The sequence below is a fragment of the Streptomyces sp. NPDC127595 genome, assembly GCF_042671685.1.
Taxonomy (GTDB): Bacteria; Actinomycetota; Actinomycetes; order Streptomycetales; family Streptomycetaceae; genus Streptomyces.
In genome coordinates this window covers 844695-860710 of the sequence record NZ_JBHXWK010000001.1, presented here as the reverse complement: position 1 = coordinate 860710, position 16016 = coordinate 844695, and the positions used below count along the sequence as shown (strand labels likewise).

The window sequence follows — 16016 nt, the reverse complement described above, 5'->3', positions numbered from 1 at the left end:
GAGGGGCCCCGCACGTCACACGTGTCACGCGCGGGGCCCTCGTGCGGATCGCGTCGGCAGCCGTCCCTGAGGCCGTCCTCGTGGACGGCTGCCCGCGCCGGACATCGCCTCGCAACGCCTTCTCACTCAACCGCTACAGCCCGATCCCCTTGATCAGCGCGTCGAGTTGGGCGAGCAGAGGCAGCACGAGCTCGGGGCTCGTGTTGTCGCCGACCGTCACGGAACGGGGTTCCTGGTAGGGCTCCGACGAGGTCGCCTCCGGATTGACCGGCACGCCCGTCGGCTGTGCGCCGGGAGGCCGTTCACCCGGCGGCTGCTCACCGGGCGCCTGTCCGTCCGGTGGTTCGGGCGCGCTGTCGCCGGCGGACGGCGCGCCGCTGGCGGACGGCGGCGCAGGGCTGGTCGTGCCCGAGATCGACAGTGAATCGGGGTTGGCCGACTCGGAGTCGGTCCGCCACTGCAGGGCGTCGGAGCCGTCACGGACCTTGACGACGATTGCGGACCCGGGGTCCGAGGAATCGGGCGCGACAGCGAGCCGGTCGCTCCACCGGGGCCGCAACTCACCCCGCGCCGTGAGGTCGTAGCGCACGTCGTCACCGCGCGCCGCGTCCTGGGCGGCGCAGGGCGCCAGCACGACGAAGCCGTCGTCCGCGCGGGAGTCCAGGCACAGTTCGGGGTTGGCGACGCTGCGCAGCAGACCGTCGCCGCCGTACGACCATTGCTGGGTCCAGGCGGAGGAGCACACCGCCAGTTCGGTCTCGGCCCCTGCCTTCGCCTCGCCGTCCCGGATGTCGAGGCACAGGTCGGCGGCGAGGTTGCGGAGCCGGGTCTGCCCGGTGGCCGTGGGATGCCCCGCCGAGTCGGGAGGCTGGGACGCGGCGGGCGGGGCCTCGGAACCGGGCTCGGGCGAGAGCGTGCGGGCGTTGCTCGCGCCCGTGGAGGCCGTGGGGTCGGCGCCCGGCTCGTCGTCCGACCAGAGAGTGGTGGCGAGGACGGTCACGAGCAGGGTGGCCGAGACCACGCCCGCTCCGGTGATCAGGGCTTTGGCATGCCGCTGTGCGGGCTGGGGCATGCCGCGCGGGCTGGGTATCTGGGACAGCAGACGATGGCGTCCGCTGTTGCCCGGAAGCCCGCCACCGCCGCCCTGACGCCCGACCGCGCCACCCTGGCGCCTGCCGCCGAGCGGCTCTCCACCTCGGGGGCGCACTCCATGCTGTGCACGCCCCGGGCGGGAGTCGAGATAGCGCCGGGCGCCCCAGCCGAGTACCGCTTCGGCGAGCAGAGCGCCCAACCCCCCGTCGAAATGGCTGAGTTGCTCGGCGGCGAAACGGCAGTAGCGGCACTCCATCAGATGCTGTTGGACATCGGGCAGCAAGGCACCGCCGCGGCGAATCGGAACGTCGAGCAACCGGTTGTGGAACGCGCATTCCTGGGTCGGCGCGAGTTCCCGGTGAGCGCGTACACAGCCCTCACGGAATTCCTCGCGAGCCTGCTCCAGAGCGGCCGACGCGGTGTCGGTATCCATGCCCGACAGACCGGTCGGTACGGATATGTCCTCGGCTTCGACCTCGGTGTGCCACAGCAGGCTCTGGGCGAGTGGCTGCAGAGCGTGGAAAGCGCGCTCGGCGAGCTTCCGGTTTTCGGCCGTCATGGACTTGGCGGCCCGCATACCGCGGCCCCCGGCGGGTTTCCTCAGGTCCGGCAGTACACCGGTTATCCGGTCCTCCGCGGCCCACTCCCTGACGGTGTCCCGAACGGCCACGAGAAGCCGGGGCCGCACGGCGACACCGGACTCGCCGCGGGTCAGGCGGTCGAGTGTCCGGTGGAAGGAGGCCGCGGTCACCATCGAGGCGACGTTCGCCGAGGAAGCGAGGCAGATGACGGAGTAGTCGTACGCCGGCTGCCAGTGCCGGGCCATCAGGAGGGCTACGGGGTGCGCCGTCTCGCTCTCCGGCCGGCCCCGCAGCTCCGCGGCGAGACTCTCATCGGATTCCCCGGGAGCACCGCCGGGAGGATAGGGAGGACGTGGGGGGTGGGGGGTGGGCACAGCGCGGGTTCCTTCCAAGGCGCAAGGTGGCACATAGAAGTTCCTTCACCACCGAAAAGGAGCTCGCCATTGGTGCATACCTTTTCGGCGGAGCGCCGGGAAAACGGTCGGGGCGAAGTCCGTAACGACAACCGTCGCCAAGAGCCTTTCGAGCTCCTTGACGGCATTGAATACCGAACGGCGATTCGCACCCGGCCATTGGCCCGGCACAGGAAGGTCACCTTCGCACAACACGCTCATGACCAACAAGACACCTGAGTAACTTCCGTCCCAGTGAGAGAAAGTCAGATCCGGTCGGCAACTCTCGCGACTCGTACCGGTTTTCGAAATTTCATGCGCCCCGTGTGAACGGCACGCACGCGCCGGTGGCCCGCGCACGCTCCCGGCGCGCGCGGCGGAGCGGTCCACTGGAACCGGCCCTTCTCGGGGGCCCCGCGCGGTACGGCGGCTCTCCCGCGCGAAACCGGCCGCCGGCCCTGATCCTCCCGCCCTCGGTCGGCGGCCCCGAGGGCGGGTGGCCCGCAGCCGTGAGGCAACCGGCCCAAGGCCCCCGGTGTCAGATCTGCCAGGACCTCAAGCGGTCCGCCGCGCCGAAGACATCCGTCTTGCCGTCGATCAGATCGCGGGCGAGGTCGACGAGAGCTCCGTACGGCGGATCGATGCCGACCCCGCTGACGAACATGTAGGCGACCGCCGCCGCACAGGCGAAGCGGGCGTTGGCGGCCGGCAGGGGCTTCAGCAGGGCCAGGGTGTGCAGGAGCGCGGCGGCGCGCCAGGCCGGGTCGGAGTCGATGCCGAGGCGGGGCGGGTCGACGCGGTGCCGGGCCACTGCGGCGACGAGCGCCGAGAAGTCGTTGACCGTGGGCTGGTCGGGCATGACCTCTTCGTGGCGCTGGAGCAGCCAGGGCACGTCGATATGGATGACGGATGCCATGGGTCAGGCGGCCCGGCCCTCGCCCTTGCGGGGCGGTTCGTCCTCGGGGAACGCGGCGGCGAACTCCGCCGCGTGGGCCGCGAAGAACCGTCGGAACACCTCCGCGCCTTCCTGCAGCGCCCGGTGCCGCACGATGTCGGCCGCGGCCGCCTCCCGCACCAGGGCCTTCATCGACGTACCGCGTTCCTTGGCGATCTGCCTCAGGTCCTCTAGCTCGCGGTCGCTGAACTCCACATTGAGAGCTGGCATGCCTTCACGGTACCGCCCGGGTACTTACTCGTAAATACGACCAGCTCAGCGAGTATGTGGTGCGGTACCTGCGCGCCTGGGAGCAAGGACATGGACGGGAAGAGGACAGCCTGTTGTCCGGGAGGGTCAGTGCGACGCCGGTGGACTCCTGAGGCCGCGAGACCCGTAACACGCCCCGTAGACCGACGTAACACGTCGCGGCCACAGTGGGGCATGAGTGTTGAGCAGATTCAGACACTGGTGGACACGCTCGCCTCGCGCCTGCGGCGCGCCGTGGTGGTGGACGACCAGGAACTGCGTTTGGTCGCGGTGAGCGAGGACTTCGGGGACGCCGATCCCGCCCGCATCTGGTCGCTGCTGCACCGCAGGACGCGGCCCGAGGACGTGTGCTTCGACGAGATCAAGCGGTCCACGGCCCCGGGCCGCATCCCGGAGAACCCCGATCTCGAACTGTGGCAGCGCCTGTACGTTCCCATCCGCTGCCGGGGCCTGCTGCTCGGCTTCGTCTGGATCACCGACCGGTACGGCGATCTGCCCGACAGCCAGATCGCCGACGCGACCCGCACCGCGGAGACACTCGGCTCACTGATGTACGGGCGATGGCTCGCCACCGGCCACGAGCACGGCGTACGACGGCAGTTGGTCGAGCAGTTGCTGAGCCAGGATGCCGCGACCCGGCGCGCGGCGCGCGAAGAGGTCCTGGACCGGGGACTGTTCGACGTCGACGGGCCGGTGGCGGTGCTGCTGGCCGGCCGTGGCGGCGGTTTTGAGGGCGAGGACGCCGGGCCCGCCTTCGCGGCGGCCGTGGAGCGGTTCTGCCGGGGCCGGTCCGGCGCGTCCGTGCTCGCCGCGTGCTGGCCCCGGCGCGCGACCGTGGTCCTGGCGCTGCGCCCGGCCGACCCGGACGCGGAACTCGACCGGGCAGCCCACGCGTTGCTCGCCGAGCTCACCGCGGAACCCGCTCTCGCCGGATTCCGGCGTGTCGGAGCCGGCGGGCCTGTGGCCGAACTGGCCGCGCTGCCCGTGGCGAGACGTCAGGCGGACATCGCACTGTCGGCGGCGGGCACGGGGACCGTGGCCCTCTGGTCCTCCCTCGGCGCCCACGCCCTGCTCGCCCAGCTCACGCCCCCGGTCTGGGACGACACCCTTATCCCGCAGGGGCTGCTCACCCTGTTCGCGGATCCCTCGGCGGCCGTGCTCGTGCCGACGCTGGAGACGTATCTCGACTGCGCGGGCGACGTGCAGCGCACCGCCCGTGAGCTGTGCGTGCACCGCACCACGCTCTACTACCGGCTCGGCCGGGCCGAGCAGATATCGGGGCTGAGTCTGCGCGACGGCCGCGACCGGCTGCTGCTGCATCTGGTTCTCGGTCTGCGCCGCCTGCACGGAGGCCCGGCTCCCACGACAGCCCTTCACCGAGCCCCCGTTCCTACATATGTCGAAAGCGAGGCCTTCAACGTCCGACGCCGTGCCGGATGACCCCGATCGGGCGCTGCTGCGACTCTTCCGAACACCAGCAGCGCGCCCACCACAGCGGGAGGATGCCGGATGAAGAAGAGGTACGCGCACATCGTGCTCGGCGTCGGCGGCATCGGCAGCGCCACCGCCTACTGGCTCGGCAGACAGAGCGGCGGTGACGTCCTCGCCGTCGAGCAGTTCGGGCTCGGGCACGACCGCGGTGCCTCCGAGGACCACTCCCGGATCATCCGGCACTCGTACCACTCGACCGACTACACCGTGCTGACCCGCGACTCCTACGACCACTGGCGGGAACTGGAGGCGGAGACCGGGCTGCCGCTGCTGCACATCACCGGCGGTCTGCATCTGGCCCCGGCGGGCAGTACGGGCGAGGCGGAGCTGGGCAGTTACGCCCGGGCCCTGGCCCAGCAGGGGCACCACTACGAGGTGCTGGACGCCGGCGCCCTGCGCGAGCGCTGGCCGCAGTGGCGGATCGGCGACGACATAATCGGCCTCTACCAGGCGGAGTCCGGGATCCTCGACATCCGCAGGGCGAACGCCGCGCATGTCTCGCGGGCACTCGCACTCGGCGTGACCTTCGTGGAGAACTCTCCGGTACGGCAGATCGTCCCGCACCCCGACCACGTCGAGGTGCACACCGACGACGCGGTGTACGAGGGCGGCACGCTGACCGTGTGCGCCGGTTCCTGGACCACCACCGCGCTGGCCGGTCTCGACCTCGACATCCCGCTCACCCTCACCCAGGAGCAGGTCACCTACTTCGCGGCGCCGGACCTGCGCCCCTTCGCCCCGGACCGCTTCCCCATCTGGATCTTCCACGGCCACGACCGGACGTTCTACGGCTTCCCCGTGTACGGCGAGGCCGCGGTGAAGGCCGCCCGTGACATGTCGGGCCGTTTCGTCACCCAGGAGACCCGCTCCTACGAGCCGAATCCGGAGCAGACCGAGGAGGTCACGGAGTTCCTGGCCGAGTATCTGCCGGGCGCCGTCGGACCCGAACTGCTCAGCAAGACCTGTGTGTACGACCTCCCGGCCGACCGCAACTTCGTCCTGGACACCGTGCCGGGACACCCCAACATCTCCCTCTTCGTGGGGGCGGGTCACGCGGCCAAGTTCGCGGGGCTGATCGGGCACATCCTCGCCGACCTGGCGACGAAGGGCGACACGGACTGGCCGATCGAGGCCTTCACCGTCGACCGTCCGGCGATCACGGACCCCGACCACCCCAGCGACTTCCGGTTCGCCGACGCCGCGCGGAATCCGGAGGGCGGCTCATGACCTTCGGCGAGTACCTGCAACGCCGCAGCGACCTGCTCCTGGACCAGGCGGGCCAGCACGCCCTGCTGGTGGCGCTCGCGGTGCTGATCGCCACGGCCGTCTCGGTCGGTACCGGCGTACTCGCCTGGAACCGGCCCCGGCTCGCCGCGGCCGCAACGGCGACCGCCGGCGGACTGCTCACGCTCCCCTCCTTCGCCCTGCTCGGTCTGCTGATCCCGCTGCTCGGTCTCGGCTGGGCACCCTCGCTGACCGCGCTCACGCTCTACTCGCTGCTGCCGATCCTCCGCAACACCATCGTGGGCCTGGGCGAGGTCGACCCCGCCGTCGTCGAGGCCGCCCGCGGGATGGGCCTCGGACCCGCCCGGGTGCTCGCGGTAGTCCAACTCCCGCTCGCCTGGCCGTACATCCTCACCGGAATCCGCGTCGCCACCCAGATGGTGGTCTCCATCGCGGCGATGGCCGCGTACGTGGCCGGTCCCGGGCTCGGCCTGCCGATCTTCGACGGGCTCTCCCGGCTCGGTTCCGCGAACGCGCTCAACGAAGCGATAGCCGGAACCGTCGGCGTCGTCCTCGTCGCACTCGCCTTCGACCTCTTCTACGTACTGCTGCGCCGCCTGACCACCCCGAGGGGGCTCCATGTTTGACTCCGCGCGCACGGGCCGCGGTCTGGGCATCCGCCTCGACGAGCTCACCAAGGTCTATCCGGGACAGCGGGAACCCGCCGTCGACCGGGTCACCATGGACATACCGGCCGGACAGACGACGATGTTGGTGGGACCTTCGGGCTGCGGCAAGACCACCACCATGAAGATCATCAACCGGCTGATCGAACCGTCCTCCGGCACGATCAGCATCGACGGCCAGAACGTGCTCGGCCTCGACCCCAACGAGCTGCGCCGCCACATCGGTTACGTGGTCCAGCAGATCGGTCTCTTCCCGCACATGACGATCGCGCAGAACATCGCGACCGTGCCGAAGCTCCTCGGCTGGAGCAAGGCCAAGGTGAGCGCGCGGGTGGACGAGTTGCTGGAGATGACCGGGCTCGACCCCGCCACCTTCCGCGCCCGCTATCCCCGGCAGCTCTCCGGCGGCCAGCAGCAGCGCGTCGGCGTCGCCCGTGCCCTCGCCGCCGATCCCCCGGTCCTGCTGATGGACGAGCCGTTCGGCGCCACCGACCCGATCACCAGGGAGCGGCTCCAGACCGAATTCCGGCGCCTTCAGCAGGAGTTGGGCAAGACGGTCGTCTTCGTCACCCATGACTTCGAGGAGGCGCTGAAGCTCGGCGACCGGATCGCGGTGCTCGCGGACCGCTCGCGGATCGTCCAGTACGACACCCCGGCGCGGTTGCTGGCCGCCCCGGCCGACGACTACGTACGCAGCTTCATCGGCACCGCCCCATACCTGAAGCAACTGGCCCTGGTGACCGTGGCCGACGTCAAGCTCGGTCCGGCGCCGGATGTCCCGAACTCGCTCCCGACCGTGGACAGTTCGACCTGCCTCCGGGACGTGATGGACCTGATCCTCCAGCGGGGCGGCGACTCGGTCACCGTCGTGGACGAGGCGGGCACGGTCGCGGGAACCCTCGCCTTCCCGGACGTGTGCCGGGCCCTGTCGGCGCAGGAGGAAACCCGTGTCGGTTGAAACTCTCTCCCCCGTCAAGATCCCGGAACTCCGCCGGCCCAGCGCCCTGCGCCACCTCGGCACCCCCGCCGCCATCGCCCTGGTACTCACCGCGCTGTATCTCTGGGTGTCCACACAGGAGTTGGACTCCATCGAGCGGCGGACCCTGAACCACAGGTACATCGTGGAGCGGGTCACCGAGCATCTGCGCCTCAGCTTCACCGCCGCGCTGCTCGTCGTCGTCATCGCCGTCCCGGCCGGCATCCTCGTCACCCGGCCGCTGCTGCGCCGCGCGACACCGCTGGTGCTCGCCGTCGCCAACACGGGGCAGGCCATCCCCGCGATCGGACTGCTCGTGCTGCTCACCATCCAGATCGACGTGGGCTTCCGTACGGCGGTCATCGGTCTGGTCGCCGCCTCGGTGCTCCCGGTGCTGCGCAACACGATCACCGGCATCGACCAGGTCGACCGCTCCCTCGTGGAGACCGCGCGAGGCATGGGCATGCGGCCCCTACAGGTGCTGCTGCTCGTCGAGTTGAAGCTCGCGGTACCGGTGATCCTCGCCGGGCTGCGCACCGCCCTGGTCTTCGCGGTCGGTACGGCGACCATCGCCACCTTCGTCAACGCGGGCGGCCTCGGCGACATGATCGTCAACGGCATCAAACTCCAGCGGATGCCGGTCCTGATCACCGGCAGCGTGCTGGCCTGCGCCGTCGCCTTCCTCCTGGACTGGCTCGGCAGCCTCGCCGAGAGCCTCCTCAAGCCCAAAGGGCTGTAGGGCCTGTACGCCCTTTCCCGTCCTCCACCTCACCAGCACGGAGTCACGCCATGCCCATGCCGCTGCCCCGCCATGCCAGAACCTCCGCCCTGCTCGCCTCGGCCGCCGCGACCGTCCTGCTGACCGCGGGCTGCGGCGGCAGCACCCAGGCCGCCACCGGCAGCGCCGGCGACGAGCTGGACGGCGCCACCCTCACCGTCGGCTCCAAGGACTTCACCGAGAACATCGTGCTCGGCCAGATCACCATGAAGGTCCTCCAGGCGCATGGCGCCGAGGTGGAGGACAAGACCAACATCAAGGGCTCGGTCACCACGCGCCAGGCCCTCACCAGCGGCGACATCGACCTGTACTGGGAGTACACCGGCACCGGCTGGATCAGCTACCTCGAGCACACGACTCCGATCGCGGACGCGACGGAGCAGTACGAGAAGGTGCGCGACGAGGACCTGGCGAAGAACAAGATCGTATGGCTGGAGCCCGCTCCCCTCAACAACACCTACGCCCTCGCCCTGCGCGAGGACACGGCGGAGGAACTGGGTCTCAGCAAGCTCTCCGACATCGCCGCCCTGGCGAAGTCCGACCCGTCGAAGGCGACGTTCTGTCTGGAGAGCGAGTTCTCCACCCGCGACGACGGCTGGCCGGGCGCGGAGAAGACGTACGGCATCGACGTGCCCGACGACAACATCAAGATGCTGGACACCGGCGTCATCTACAACGAGACCGGCGAGGGCGAGACCTGCACCTTCGGCGAGGTGTTCACCACCGACGGCCGTATCGAGTCGCTCAAGCTGAAGGTGCTGGCGGACGACAAGCACTTCTTCCCGGTCTACAACGCGTCCCTGACGCTGCCTGAGTCCATCGCGGACAAGTACCCCGAGATCGCCGAGATCATGGCGCCGGTCACCGCGAAGCTCACCGACGCGACCCTCCAGAAACTCAACGCGGACGTCGACGTGGACGGCCTGACCCCCGAGGAGGCCGCCCAGGACTGGCTGGACTCCGAAGGCCTCCTGAGCTCCTGACCTCCTGCAGCAGCCCCCTTTCCCGGTCCCTGAGAGGAGTACGCCGATGACCACCGCCCCCGCCTCGGTGTTCCTGCCGACGCTGCCCGGCCACTACTACACCGACCCCGCCGTCTTCGAACTGGAGAAGCGGAACATCTTCGAGAAGCAGTGGATGTACGTGTGCCGGGCCGAGGACGTGCCCACACCCGGCCGGTTCGTCCGCGCGGCGCTCGGCGACGAGACCGTGCTCGTGGTGCGCGGCCGGGACCGGAAACTGCGGGCCTTCCTGAACGTGTGCCGGCACCGCGGCGCCCAACTGTGCCTGACCGACTCGGGGGACGCGGGCAAGGCGATCCGCTGCCCGTACCACGCGTGGGCCTACCAGCTGGACGGCCGTCTGATCACCGCCCCCAACTGGCAGTCCATGGAGTCGATCGACAAGGCCGACTACAGCCTGCACCCGGTCCACCTCGCCGAATGGCACGGCATGGTCTGGCTCAGCCTGGCCGCCGAACCCGAGCCCTTCGAGGAGCAGATCTGGCCGCAGCTCGACTACCGGCTCGGCGGCGACCGGGACAAGTTCGCCCGCTACCAACTCGCCAATCTGCGGCTGGGCAAACGCGTCGACTACGAGGTCGCCGCCAACTGGAAGATCATCCAGGAGAACTTCCAGGAGTGCTACCACTGCGGCACCATCCACCCCGAACTCGTCGAGACACTCCCCCAGTTCCGCAACCTCACCGGGGGCGCGGACGCGACGTACAACACCGACGGCTATCTCTTCGCCGAGGGCAAGGACTCCTTCTCGGTCAGCGGCAGCGCCCAACTCCCGCGCATCGGCGGCCTGGAGGAACACGACGACCGCAAGTACTACGGGATGGTGATGCGGCCGAACTGCTTCATCTCGCTCCTGCCCGACCATGTCATCATCCACCGCTTCGAGATGCTCTCGCCCGAGACCACCCGGGTGGTGTGCGAGTGGCTGTTCCCGCCGGAGACGGTCGAGCAAGGGTCGACGTACGACATTGCGGACAGCGTCGAGCTGTTCCACCGCGTCAACGAGCAGGACTTCGCCGCGTCCGAGTGGTGCCAGCCGAACATGAAGTCCCGTGCCTACCGCAACGGCGGAGTACTGGTCCCCACCGAGCAGGAGATCATCGGCCGCTGGTACTACCGCTGGTACCACGAGGCCATGGGCCTGAACCAGCCCGGCCAGGGGGAGCGCCCGTGACCGAGGTGTGCCGGCTCGACGAACTCCCGCCCGGCGAGGTGGCCGTGGTGAAGACGGCGAACCGGCGCATCGCGGTGTTCAACGCCGACGGAGAGCTGTACGCCGTCGACGACCGCTGCACCCACCAGGAGGCGTACCTCTCGGACGGCTGGCTGGAGGGCTGCCTCGTCGAATGCCCCCTGCACTCGGCGAGCTTCGACCTGCGCACCGGCCGGCCGACCGGACCACCCGCCACCGGCCCGGTGCGGGTGTACGCGGTCCAGGTGCGCGACGGGATCGTCCATGTGGACGATGAGCCGGCGCCGTCCGGGAGCGGCGGATGAGGAGTGTCGCGGTGGTCGGCGCGTCGCTGGCCGGGCTGTCCGCCGCCCGTGCGCTGCGGGCCCGGGGCTACGACGGGCGGCTGGTCGTCGTCGGCGCGGAGGACGTTGCGCCGTACGACCGTCCGCCGCTGTCGAAGGACTTCCTGCTGGGCCGGGTGCAGGCGGCCGACCTGATGCTGGCGGCGGACTCCGACGCCGGACTGGACCTGGACTGGCGGCTCGGCCGACGCGCGGTCCGGCTCGACACGGCCGGGCGTGCCGTGCACCTGGACGACGGCACCCGGCTCGTGTGCGACGGCGTGGTCCTGGCCACCGGAGCCACCGCCCTGCCGCTGCCCGGCACCGCGCACCTGGCGGGCGTCCATGTGCTGCGCACCCTCGCCGACGCCGAGACACTGCGGGCCGAACTGCGCCCGGGTGCCCGGCTGGTGGTCGTCGGTGCCGGGCTGATCGGTGCCGAGGCCGCGTCCAGTGCGGCGGCCCTCGGCCTCGATGTGACCGTCGTGGAGCGCGGACCCGCGCCGCTCACCCGGATCCTGGGCCGGGTCGGGAACGAGGTGAGTGCCGCGCTCCACGCGGAGCACGGGATCCGCCTGATCACGGCCGCGGAGGTGACCGACCTGGCGGGCCGTGACCGGGTGACCGGGGTGTGGCTGGCCGACGGACGGCAGCTGCCCGCCGACGTGGTCCTGGTCGCGATCGGTTCCCGTCCCGCGGTGGACTGGCTGGCGGGCAGCGGTCTCGTGCTGGACGACGGTGTGGTGTGCGACGCGGGGTGCGGCACCGCGCTGCCTGGTGTGGTGGCCGTCGGCGACTGCGCCCGTCCCTTCCACCCCTGGCTGGGCCGACATCACCGTGCCCAGCACTGGACCGCCGCTCTGGAGCAGCCCGCGGTGGCCGCCGCCCGGCTGCTCGACGGACCGGGCAGCACGGCGGCGTACACGTCGGCTCCGTACTTCTGGTCCGACCAGTTCGGTGTGCGGATCCAGTTCGCCGGACACACCCAGCCCGACGACCAGGTCGAGATCACCGACGGCAGCTTCGCCTCCCGCAGCTTCCTGGCCGTATTCCGGCGGGGCGGCAGGCCGACTGCCGTACTGACCATGAACCAGCCCAGGTTGTTCGGCCGGGCCCGTCGGCTGATCTCCGCCGCCGGGCCGCTTCCGGCCTCTCCCGTGCCGCCGCAGGTCCCCCGGAACCACTGACGATGAGGAGACCTCGCACCATGACCTCCGAGCGCTCTTTCGCAACCCGCGCCGTGCACGCCGGGCACGATCCGGCCCGGCACAACGGCTCGGTGACCACCCCGGTCTACCTCGCCTCCACCTTCGTACGACCGCATGCCCGGCCCGTCGACAGCGGCTGGGACTACTCGCGGATCGCCAATCCGACGCGTGACGCGCTGCAGGAGTGCCTGGCCTCGCTGGAGGGCGGGGCCTCGGCGGTGGCCGTGGCCTCCGGGATGGCGGCGAGCACGACGGTGCTTCAGGCACTGGGCCGGGCCGGCGCGCACATCGTGATCCCGGACAACGTGTACGGCGGCACCTGGGACCTGGTCTCCGAGGTGTACCGGCGCTGGGGCCTTGAGCACACGGCCGTCGATATGGGCGACCTGGATGCCGTGGCCGCCGCGCTGCGTCCCGGTGGCACGGCGCTGGTCTGGGCCGAGACCCCGTCGAACCCGCTGCTCAAGGTCACCGACATCGCCGCGGTCGCCTCGCTGGCCCATGACGCGGGGGCGCTGCTGGTGGTCGACAGCACCTTCGCCTCGCCGTACCTCCAGCAGCCGCTGGCCCTGGGCGCCGATGTGGTCGTCCACTCCACGACCAAGTACCTGGGCGGGCATTCCGACATCACGGGTGGGGCCGTCGTGTGCGCGGACCCGGAGGTGGGCGAGGTGATCACGCGTCATGTCGGGATGCTGGGCACGATGGCGGCACCGCAGGAGGCCTGGCTGGTGCAGCGGGGTGTCAAGACGCTCCCGGTGCGGATGCGGCAGATCTGCGAGAGCGCGCAGCGGATCGCCGAGTTCCTCCAGACCCACCCCGCGGTGCGCGAGGTGTACTACCCGGGCCTCGCCTCCCATCCCGACCACGCGCTGGCCGCGAAGCAGATGCGGAACGGGTACGGCGGGGTGGTGTCGCTGGTGGTGGCCGGGGGCGCGGACGCGGCGGGTCTGGTGTGCGAGCGCACGGAGGTGTTCACGCTCGCCGTGTCGCTGGGCAGCGTGGAGTCCCTGATCGAGCACCCGGCCCGGATGACCCACTGCACCACGGCCGGAACGGCGGTCGGTGTGGACGATTCACTGCTGCGGCTGTCCGTCGGGCTGGAGGACTGCGACGAGCTGATCGCCGATCTGGACCGGGCGCTGGGCGGCTGAGCGGGCGGCCACCGCACGGACCTTGTCGCTCCGCGTCACGACGCCTCCGCCCAAGTACCGTCGACTGCAAGGGAGTTGGTTTCCCACTCGCCTCCCCGTCCCCCGTACGACGACCGGCCCGAGATCACCACGTCACGCGCGTCGGTCCCGCCGGCATGGCCGGGCTCCGGGTGTGTAAGCCATGTGCCGCGTGCGAAGGCCGTCCACGGACTAGGCTGGAACACGAGTGACGCGCTTGTTCACTGTGTGTGCGCAATGGAGTGGCGACGATGAGCCCGGAGACACCCCTCGGTGGGCCCGCCACGGCGCGGGCCGTCATCGACGTGAACGGCACCCTGATTCGCTGGAGCGAGGGGGCCCGCCTCCTGCTGGGCTACGCGTCGGACGAGGTCGAGGGAAAGCCCGCCGCGGACCTGCTGGCCGCGGGGAGCCCGGCCCCGCTGCCCGACCCCGCAGAGGACCGATGGAGCGGCACCGTCGAGCTGCGCCACCGCGACGGTCGCACGCTGTCCGTGTGGCTGCTCGCCCATCACGGACCCCCACGCCAGAACCGCAGCGACTGGCTCGTGATCACCCCGCTGAACCACGGCCGGCCCGATCCGCAGGACGACTTCCTGATGACGGCCGCCCTGACACAGTCCCCCTGTGCCACGGCCGTCTACGACGACCGGCTGCGCCTGCAGGGGGTCAATGACGCGATGGCCCTCGTGCTCGGTCTCCCGGCGTCGCGCATCCGTGGCCTCACGACCCCTGAGGTCGGCGGCAATCTGGACGGCGAGGAGATAGAACAGCAGCTGCGCCAGGTCCTCGAGTCGGGGCAGGGGCTCGAGACACAGGGGTATGTGCGGGCGGGTGGTGAGGAGCGTGCGCACGCCTGGCTCGGACGGCTCGCGCCGCTCACCGACGCCGAGGGGCGGGTACGCGGTGTGTGCCTGACCGCCCACGACTTCTCCGAGCACTACATGGCCCGGGAGCGCCTGCGCCTGGTCAACGAAGCCAGCGTCCGTATCGGGACCACCCTCGATGTCAACCGGACGGCCCAGGAGCTGGCCGACGTCTGCGTCCCCCTCCTCGCCGACTTCGTCAGCGTCGACCTGCTGGATCCCCCGGAGGACGGCGGCGAGCGGGAGCCGGGACCGCCCAAGGTGCCGGTCGCCCTGCGCCGTGCGGCACACCAGTCGGTCCACCCCGGAACCCCGGAGGCGGTGGTCAAGCCCGGGCAGAGCGACATCTACCCGGCCGGTTCGCCCCAGGCGGACTCCTTGGCGGCCGACCAGACGATCGTGGCGGCCGATGCCTCCGCGGCGCTGGCCGACTGGCTCGCCCGGGACGAGGTCCGCCGCGAGCGCGTACGGGAGTACGGCATCCATACGACGATGTCGGTACCGATCCGAGCCCGGGGCACGACCCTCGGGGTGGCCGTCTTCAACCGGTTCCAGCGGATCGACCCCTTCACCTCCGGCGACGCCCTGCTCGCCGAGGAGGTGACGGCGAGAGCCGCCGTCTGCATCGACAACGCCCGTCGCTTCTCCCGTGAGCGCGCGACCGCGCTGGCCCTGCAGCGGAGCCTGCTGCCCCAGTCGCTGCCCCGCACGGCCGCCGTGGAAGCCGCCTCGCGCTACCTCCCTGCGGCGCGTGCCGGGGTGGGCGGCGACTGGTTCGACGTGATCCCGCTCTCCGGGATGCGGGTCGCCATGATCGTCGGCGACGTGGTGGGCCACGGCATCCAGGCCTCGGCAACCATGGGGCGGCTGCGCACCGCCGTCCGCACCCTCGCCGACATCGACCTCGCCCCGGACGAGCTGCTCACCCACCTCGACGACCTCGTCGTACGACTGTCCGCGGAGGCCGGCGCGGACGGCACCACCGGCGAGGTCGGCGCCACCTGTCTCTACGCGGTGTACGACCCGGTCTCCCGGCGCTGCACCCTGGCCCGGGCCGGCCACCCGCCGCCCGTCATGCTTCCGCCGGGCGGCCCGGCCCGGGAGATCGAACTCCCCGCGGGACCGCCGCTCGGCCTCGGCGGACTGCCCTTCGAGTCCGTCGAACTGGCCGTTCCCGAGGGCACGGTCCTGGCGCTGTTCACGGACGGCCTGATCGAGAGCCGCGAGCGGGACATCGACGCCGGCCATCAGCTTCTGCGCGAGTCGCTGGAGAACAACTCGGACTCCCTGGAAGGGGCATGTCACGCGATCCTCCAGACGCTCCTGCCCGTCGGCAGCGCCCCGGACGACGTGGCTCTGCTGCTCGCTCGTACCCGCGGGCTCCCGGCGTCCCAGGTGGCGACCTGGGACATTCCCGCCGACCCCGCCCTCGTCGCGCCGATCCGCAAGCAGGCTGTCGCCCAGCTGCTCGACTGGGACCTGGCCGAGGCGACGTTCACGACCGAGCTCGTGGTGAGCGAACTGGTCACCAACGCCATCCGGTACGGCGAGTCGCCCATCCGGCTGCGGCTGATCCACGACGCCACCACCCTGATCTGCGAGGTCTCCGACAGCAGCCACACCGCACCGCATCTGCGCCGCGCCAGGACCTTCGACGAGGGCGGCCGGGGACTCCTGCTGGTCGCCCAGCTCACGCAGCGCTGGGGCAGCCGCCACACGGCGGACGGCAAGACGATCTGGGCGGAGCTGACACTGGTCGAGGAGTGACGGCGGACGGCCCGGCAGAAAGTCCGGTCCTGTATGGGGGGC

14 protein-coding genes are annotated in these 16016 nt (G+C 70.9%); 11 read left to right on the top strand and 3 right to left on the bottom strand.

Annotated elements, in window-relative coordinates:
- Positions 1 to 133: 133 nt before the first annotated feature.
- The 3 genes from ACFVKT_RS03625 to ACFVKT_RS03615 form a co-directional block, all read right to left on the bottom strand.
- Positions 134 to 2047, bottom strand: a complete 1914-nt coding sequence (locus tag ACFVKT_RS03625; protein ID WP_385727121.1) for a ricin-type beta-trefoil lectin domain protein — start codon at positions 2045 to 2047, stop codon at positions 134 to 136.
- A 556-nt stretch (positions 2048 to 2603) separates the two neighbouring features.
- The gene (locus tag ACFVKT_RS03620) at positions 2604 to 2981 is read right to left on the bottom strand and encodes a toxin Doc (protein ID WP_385727119.1); all 378 of its coding nucleotides are present in this window, start codon (positions 2979 to 2981) and stop codon (positions 2604 to 2606) included.
- Between the two features lie 3 nt (positions 2982 to 2984).
- A complete protein-coding gene (locus ACFVKT_RS03615; RefSeq protein ID WP_384379203.1) occupies positions 2985 to 3230 on the bottom strand; it encodes a hypothetical protein in 246 nt (81 codons plus the stop codon).
- 213 nt (positions 3231 to 3443) lie between these two features.
- Between ACFVKT_RS03615 and ACFVKT_RS03610 the strand changes: the two genes are divergently transcribed.
- The 11 genes from ACFVKT_RS03610 to ACFVKT_RS03560 all read left to right on the top strand — a co-directional run bounded on the left by ACFVKT_RS03610 (position 3444) and on the right by ACFVKT_RS03560 (position 15974).
- Complete coding sequence (locus tag ACFVKT_RS03610) at positions 3444 to 4709, top strand: PucR family transcriptional regulator (protein ID WP_385727117.1); 1266 nt, start codon at positions 3444 to 3446, stop codon at positions 4707 to 4709.
- A gap of 69 nt (positions 4710 to 4778) precedes the next feature.
- On the top strand, positions 4779 to 5987 hold the full coding sequence (solA, locus tag ACFVKT_RS03605) for an N-methyl-L-tryptophan oxidase (RefSeq protein ID WP_385727116.1): 1209 nt from the start codon (positions 4779 to 4781) through the stop codon (positions 5985 to 5987).
- Entirely contained in the window at positions 5984 to 6631 is a 648-nt protein-coding gene (locus ACFVKT_RS03600) for an ABC transporter permease (RefSeq protein WP_385727114.1), read from the top strand. Before solA ends, ACFVKT_RS03600 begins: the two co-directional genes overlap by 4 nt.
- Positions 6624 to 7628 carry an ABC transporter ATP-binding protein gene (locus ACFVKT_RS03595; RefSeq protein ID WP_385727112.1) on the top strand — a complete coding sequence of 335 codons (1005 nt, stop codon included), beginning with the start codon at positions 6624 to 6626 and terminating at the stop codon, positions 7626 to 7628. Before ACFVKT_RS03600 ends, ACFVKT_RS03595 begins: the two co-directional genes overlap by 8 nt.
- A complete protein-coding gene (locus tag ACFVKT_RS03590; protein WP_385727110.1) occupies positions 7618 to 8385 on the top strand; it encodes an ABC transporter permease in 768 nt (255 codons plus the stop codon). Before ACFVKT_RS03595 ends, ACFVKT_RS03590 begins: the two co-directional genes overlap by 11 nt.
- 50 nt (positions 8386 to 8435) lie before the next feature.
- Entirely contained in the window at positions 8436 to 9407 is a 972-nt protein-coding gene (locus ACFVKT_RS03585) for a glycine betaine ABC transporter substrate-binding protein (protein ID WP_385727109.1), read from the top strand.
- 46 nt (positions 9408 to 9453) lie between these two features.
- Positions 9454 to 10620, top strand: a complete 1167-nt coding sequence (locus tag ACFVKT_RS03580; RefSeq protein WP_385727107.1) for an aromatic ring-hydroxylating dioxygenase subunit alpha — start codon at positions 9454 to 9456, stop codon at positions 10618 to 10620.
- Positions 10617 to 10943: a bifunctional 3-phenylpropionate/cinnamic acid dioxygenase ferredoxin subunit gene (locus ACFVKT_RS03575; RefSeq protein ID WP_385727105.1), complete on the top strand. Its 327-nt coding sequence runs from the start codon at positions 10617 to 10619 to the stop codon at positions 10941 to 10943. Before ACFVKT_RS03580 ends, ACFVKT_RS03575 begins: the two co-directional genes overlap by 4 nt.
- Positions 10940 to 12148 carry an NAD(P)/FAD-dependent oxidoreductase gene (locus ACFVKT_RS03570; RefSeq protein WP_385727103.1) on the top strand — a complete coding sequence of 403 codons (1209 nt, stop codon included), beginning with the start codon at positions 10940 to 10942 and terminating at the stop codon, positions 12146 to 12148. The genes ACFVKT_RS03575 and ACFVKT_RS03570 overlap by 4 nt, the downstream gene beginning before the upstream one ends.
- A gap of 20 nt (positions 12149 to 12168) precedes the next feature.
- Entirely contained in the window at positions 12169 to 13323 is a 1155-nt protein-coding gene (locus ACFVKT_RS03565) for a cystathionine gamma-synthase (protein WP_385727101.1), read from the top strand.
- Positions 13324 to 13592: 269 nt separating this feature from the next.
- Positions 13593 to 15974 (top strand): SpoIIE family protein phosphatase, encoded by a 2382-nt coding sequence (locus ACFVKT_RS03560; RefSeq protein ID WP_385727099.1) that lies wholly within the window; start codon positions 13593 to 13595, stop codon positions 15972 to 15974.
- Positions 15975 to 16016 lie beyond the last annotated feature (42 nt).

What these genes read in the sequence shown, in the direction of transcription:
- ACFVKT_RS03620 (WP_385727119.1), bottom strand. Translation starts at nt 2,981, where the DNA reads ATGGCATCCGTCATCCATATCGACGTGCCCTGGCTGCTCCAGCGCCAC.
- ACFVKT_RS03565 (WP_385727101.1), top strand. Translation starts at nt 12,169, where the DNA reads ATGACCTCCGAGCGCTCTTTCGCAACCCGCGCCGTGCACGCCGGGCAC.
- ACFVKT_RS03610 (WP_385727117.1), top strand. Translation starts at nt 3,444, where the DNA reads ATGAGTGTTGAGCAGATTCAGACACTGGTGGACACGCTCGCCTCGCGC.
- ACFVKT_RS03585 (WP_385727109.1), top strand. Translation starts at nt 8,436, where the DNA reads ATGCCCATGCCGCTGCCCCGCCATGCCAGAACCTCCGCCCTGCTCGCC.
- ACFVKT_RS03560 (WP_385727099.1), top strand. Translation starts at nt 13,593, where the DNA reads ATGAGCCCGGAGACACCCCTCGGTGGGCCCGCCACGGCGCGGGCCGTC.
- ACFVKT_RS03600 (WP_385727114.1), top strand. Translation starts at nt 5,984, where the DNA reads ATGACCTTCGGCGAGTACCTGCAACGCCGCAGCGACCTGCTCCTGGAC.
- ACFVKT_RS03580 (WP_385727107.1), top strand. Translation starts at nt 9,454, where the DNA reads ATGACCACCGCCCCCGCCTCGGTGTTCCTGCCGACGCTGCCCGGCCAC.
- ACFVKT_RS03570 (WP_385727103.1), top strand. Translation starts at nt 10,940, where the DNA reads ATGAGGAGTGTCGCGGTGGTCGGCGCGTCGCTGGCCGGGCTGTCCGCC.
- solA (WP_385727116.1), top strand. Translation starts at nt 4,779, where the DNA reads ATGAAGAAGAGGTACGCGCACATCGTGCTCGGCGTCGGCGGCATCGGC.
- ACFVKT_RS03595 (WP_385727112.1), top strand. Translation starts at nt 6,624, where the DNA reads ATGTTTGACTCCGCGCGCACGGGCCGCGGTCTGGGCATCCGCCTCGAC.
- ACFVKT_RS03615 (WP_384379203.1), bottom strand. Translation starts at nt 3,230, where the DNA reads ATGCCAGCTCTCAATGTGGAGTTCAGCGACCGCGAGCTAGAGGACCTG.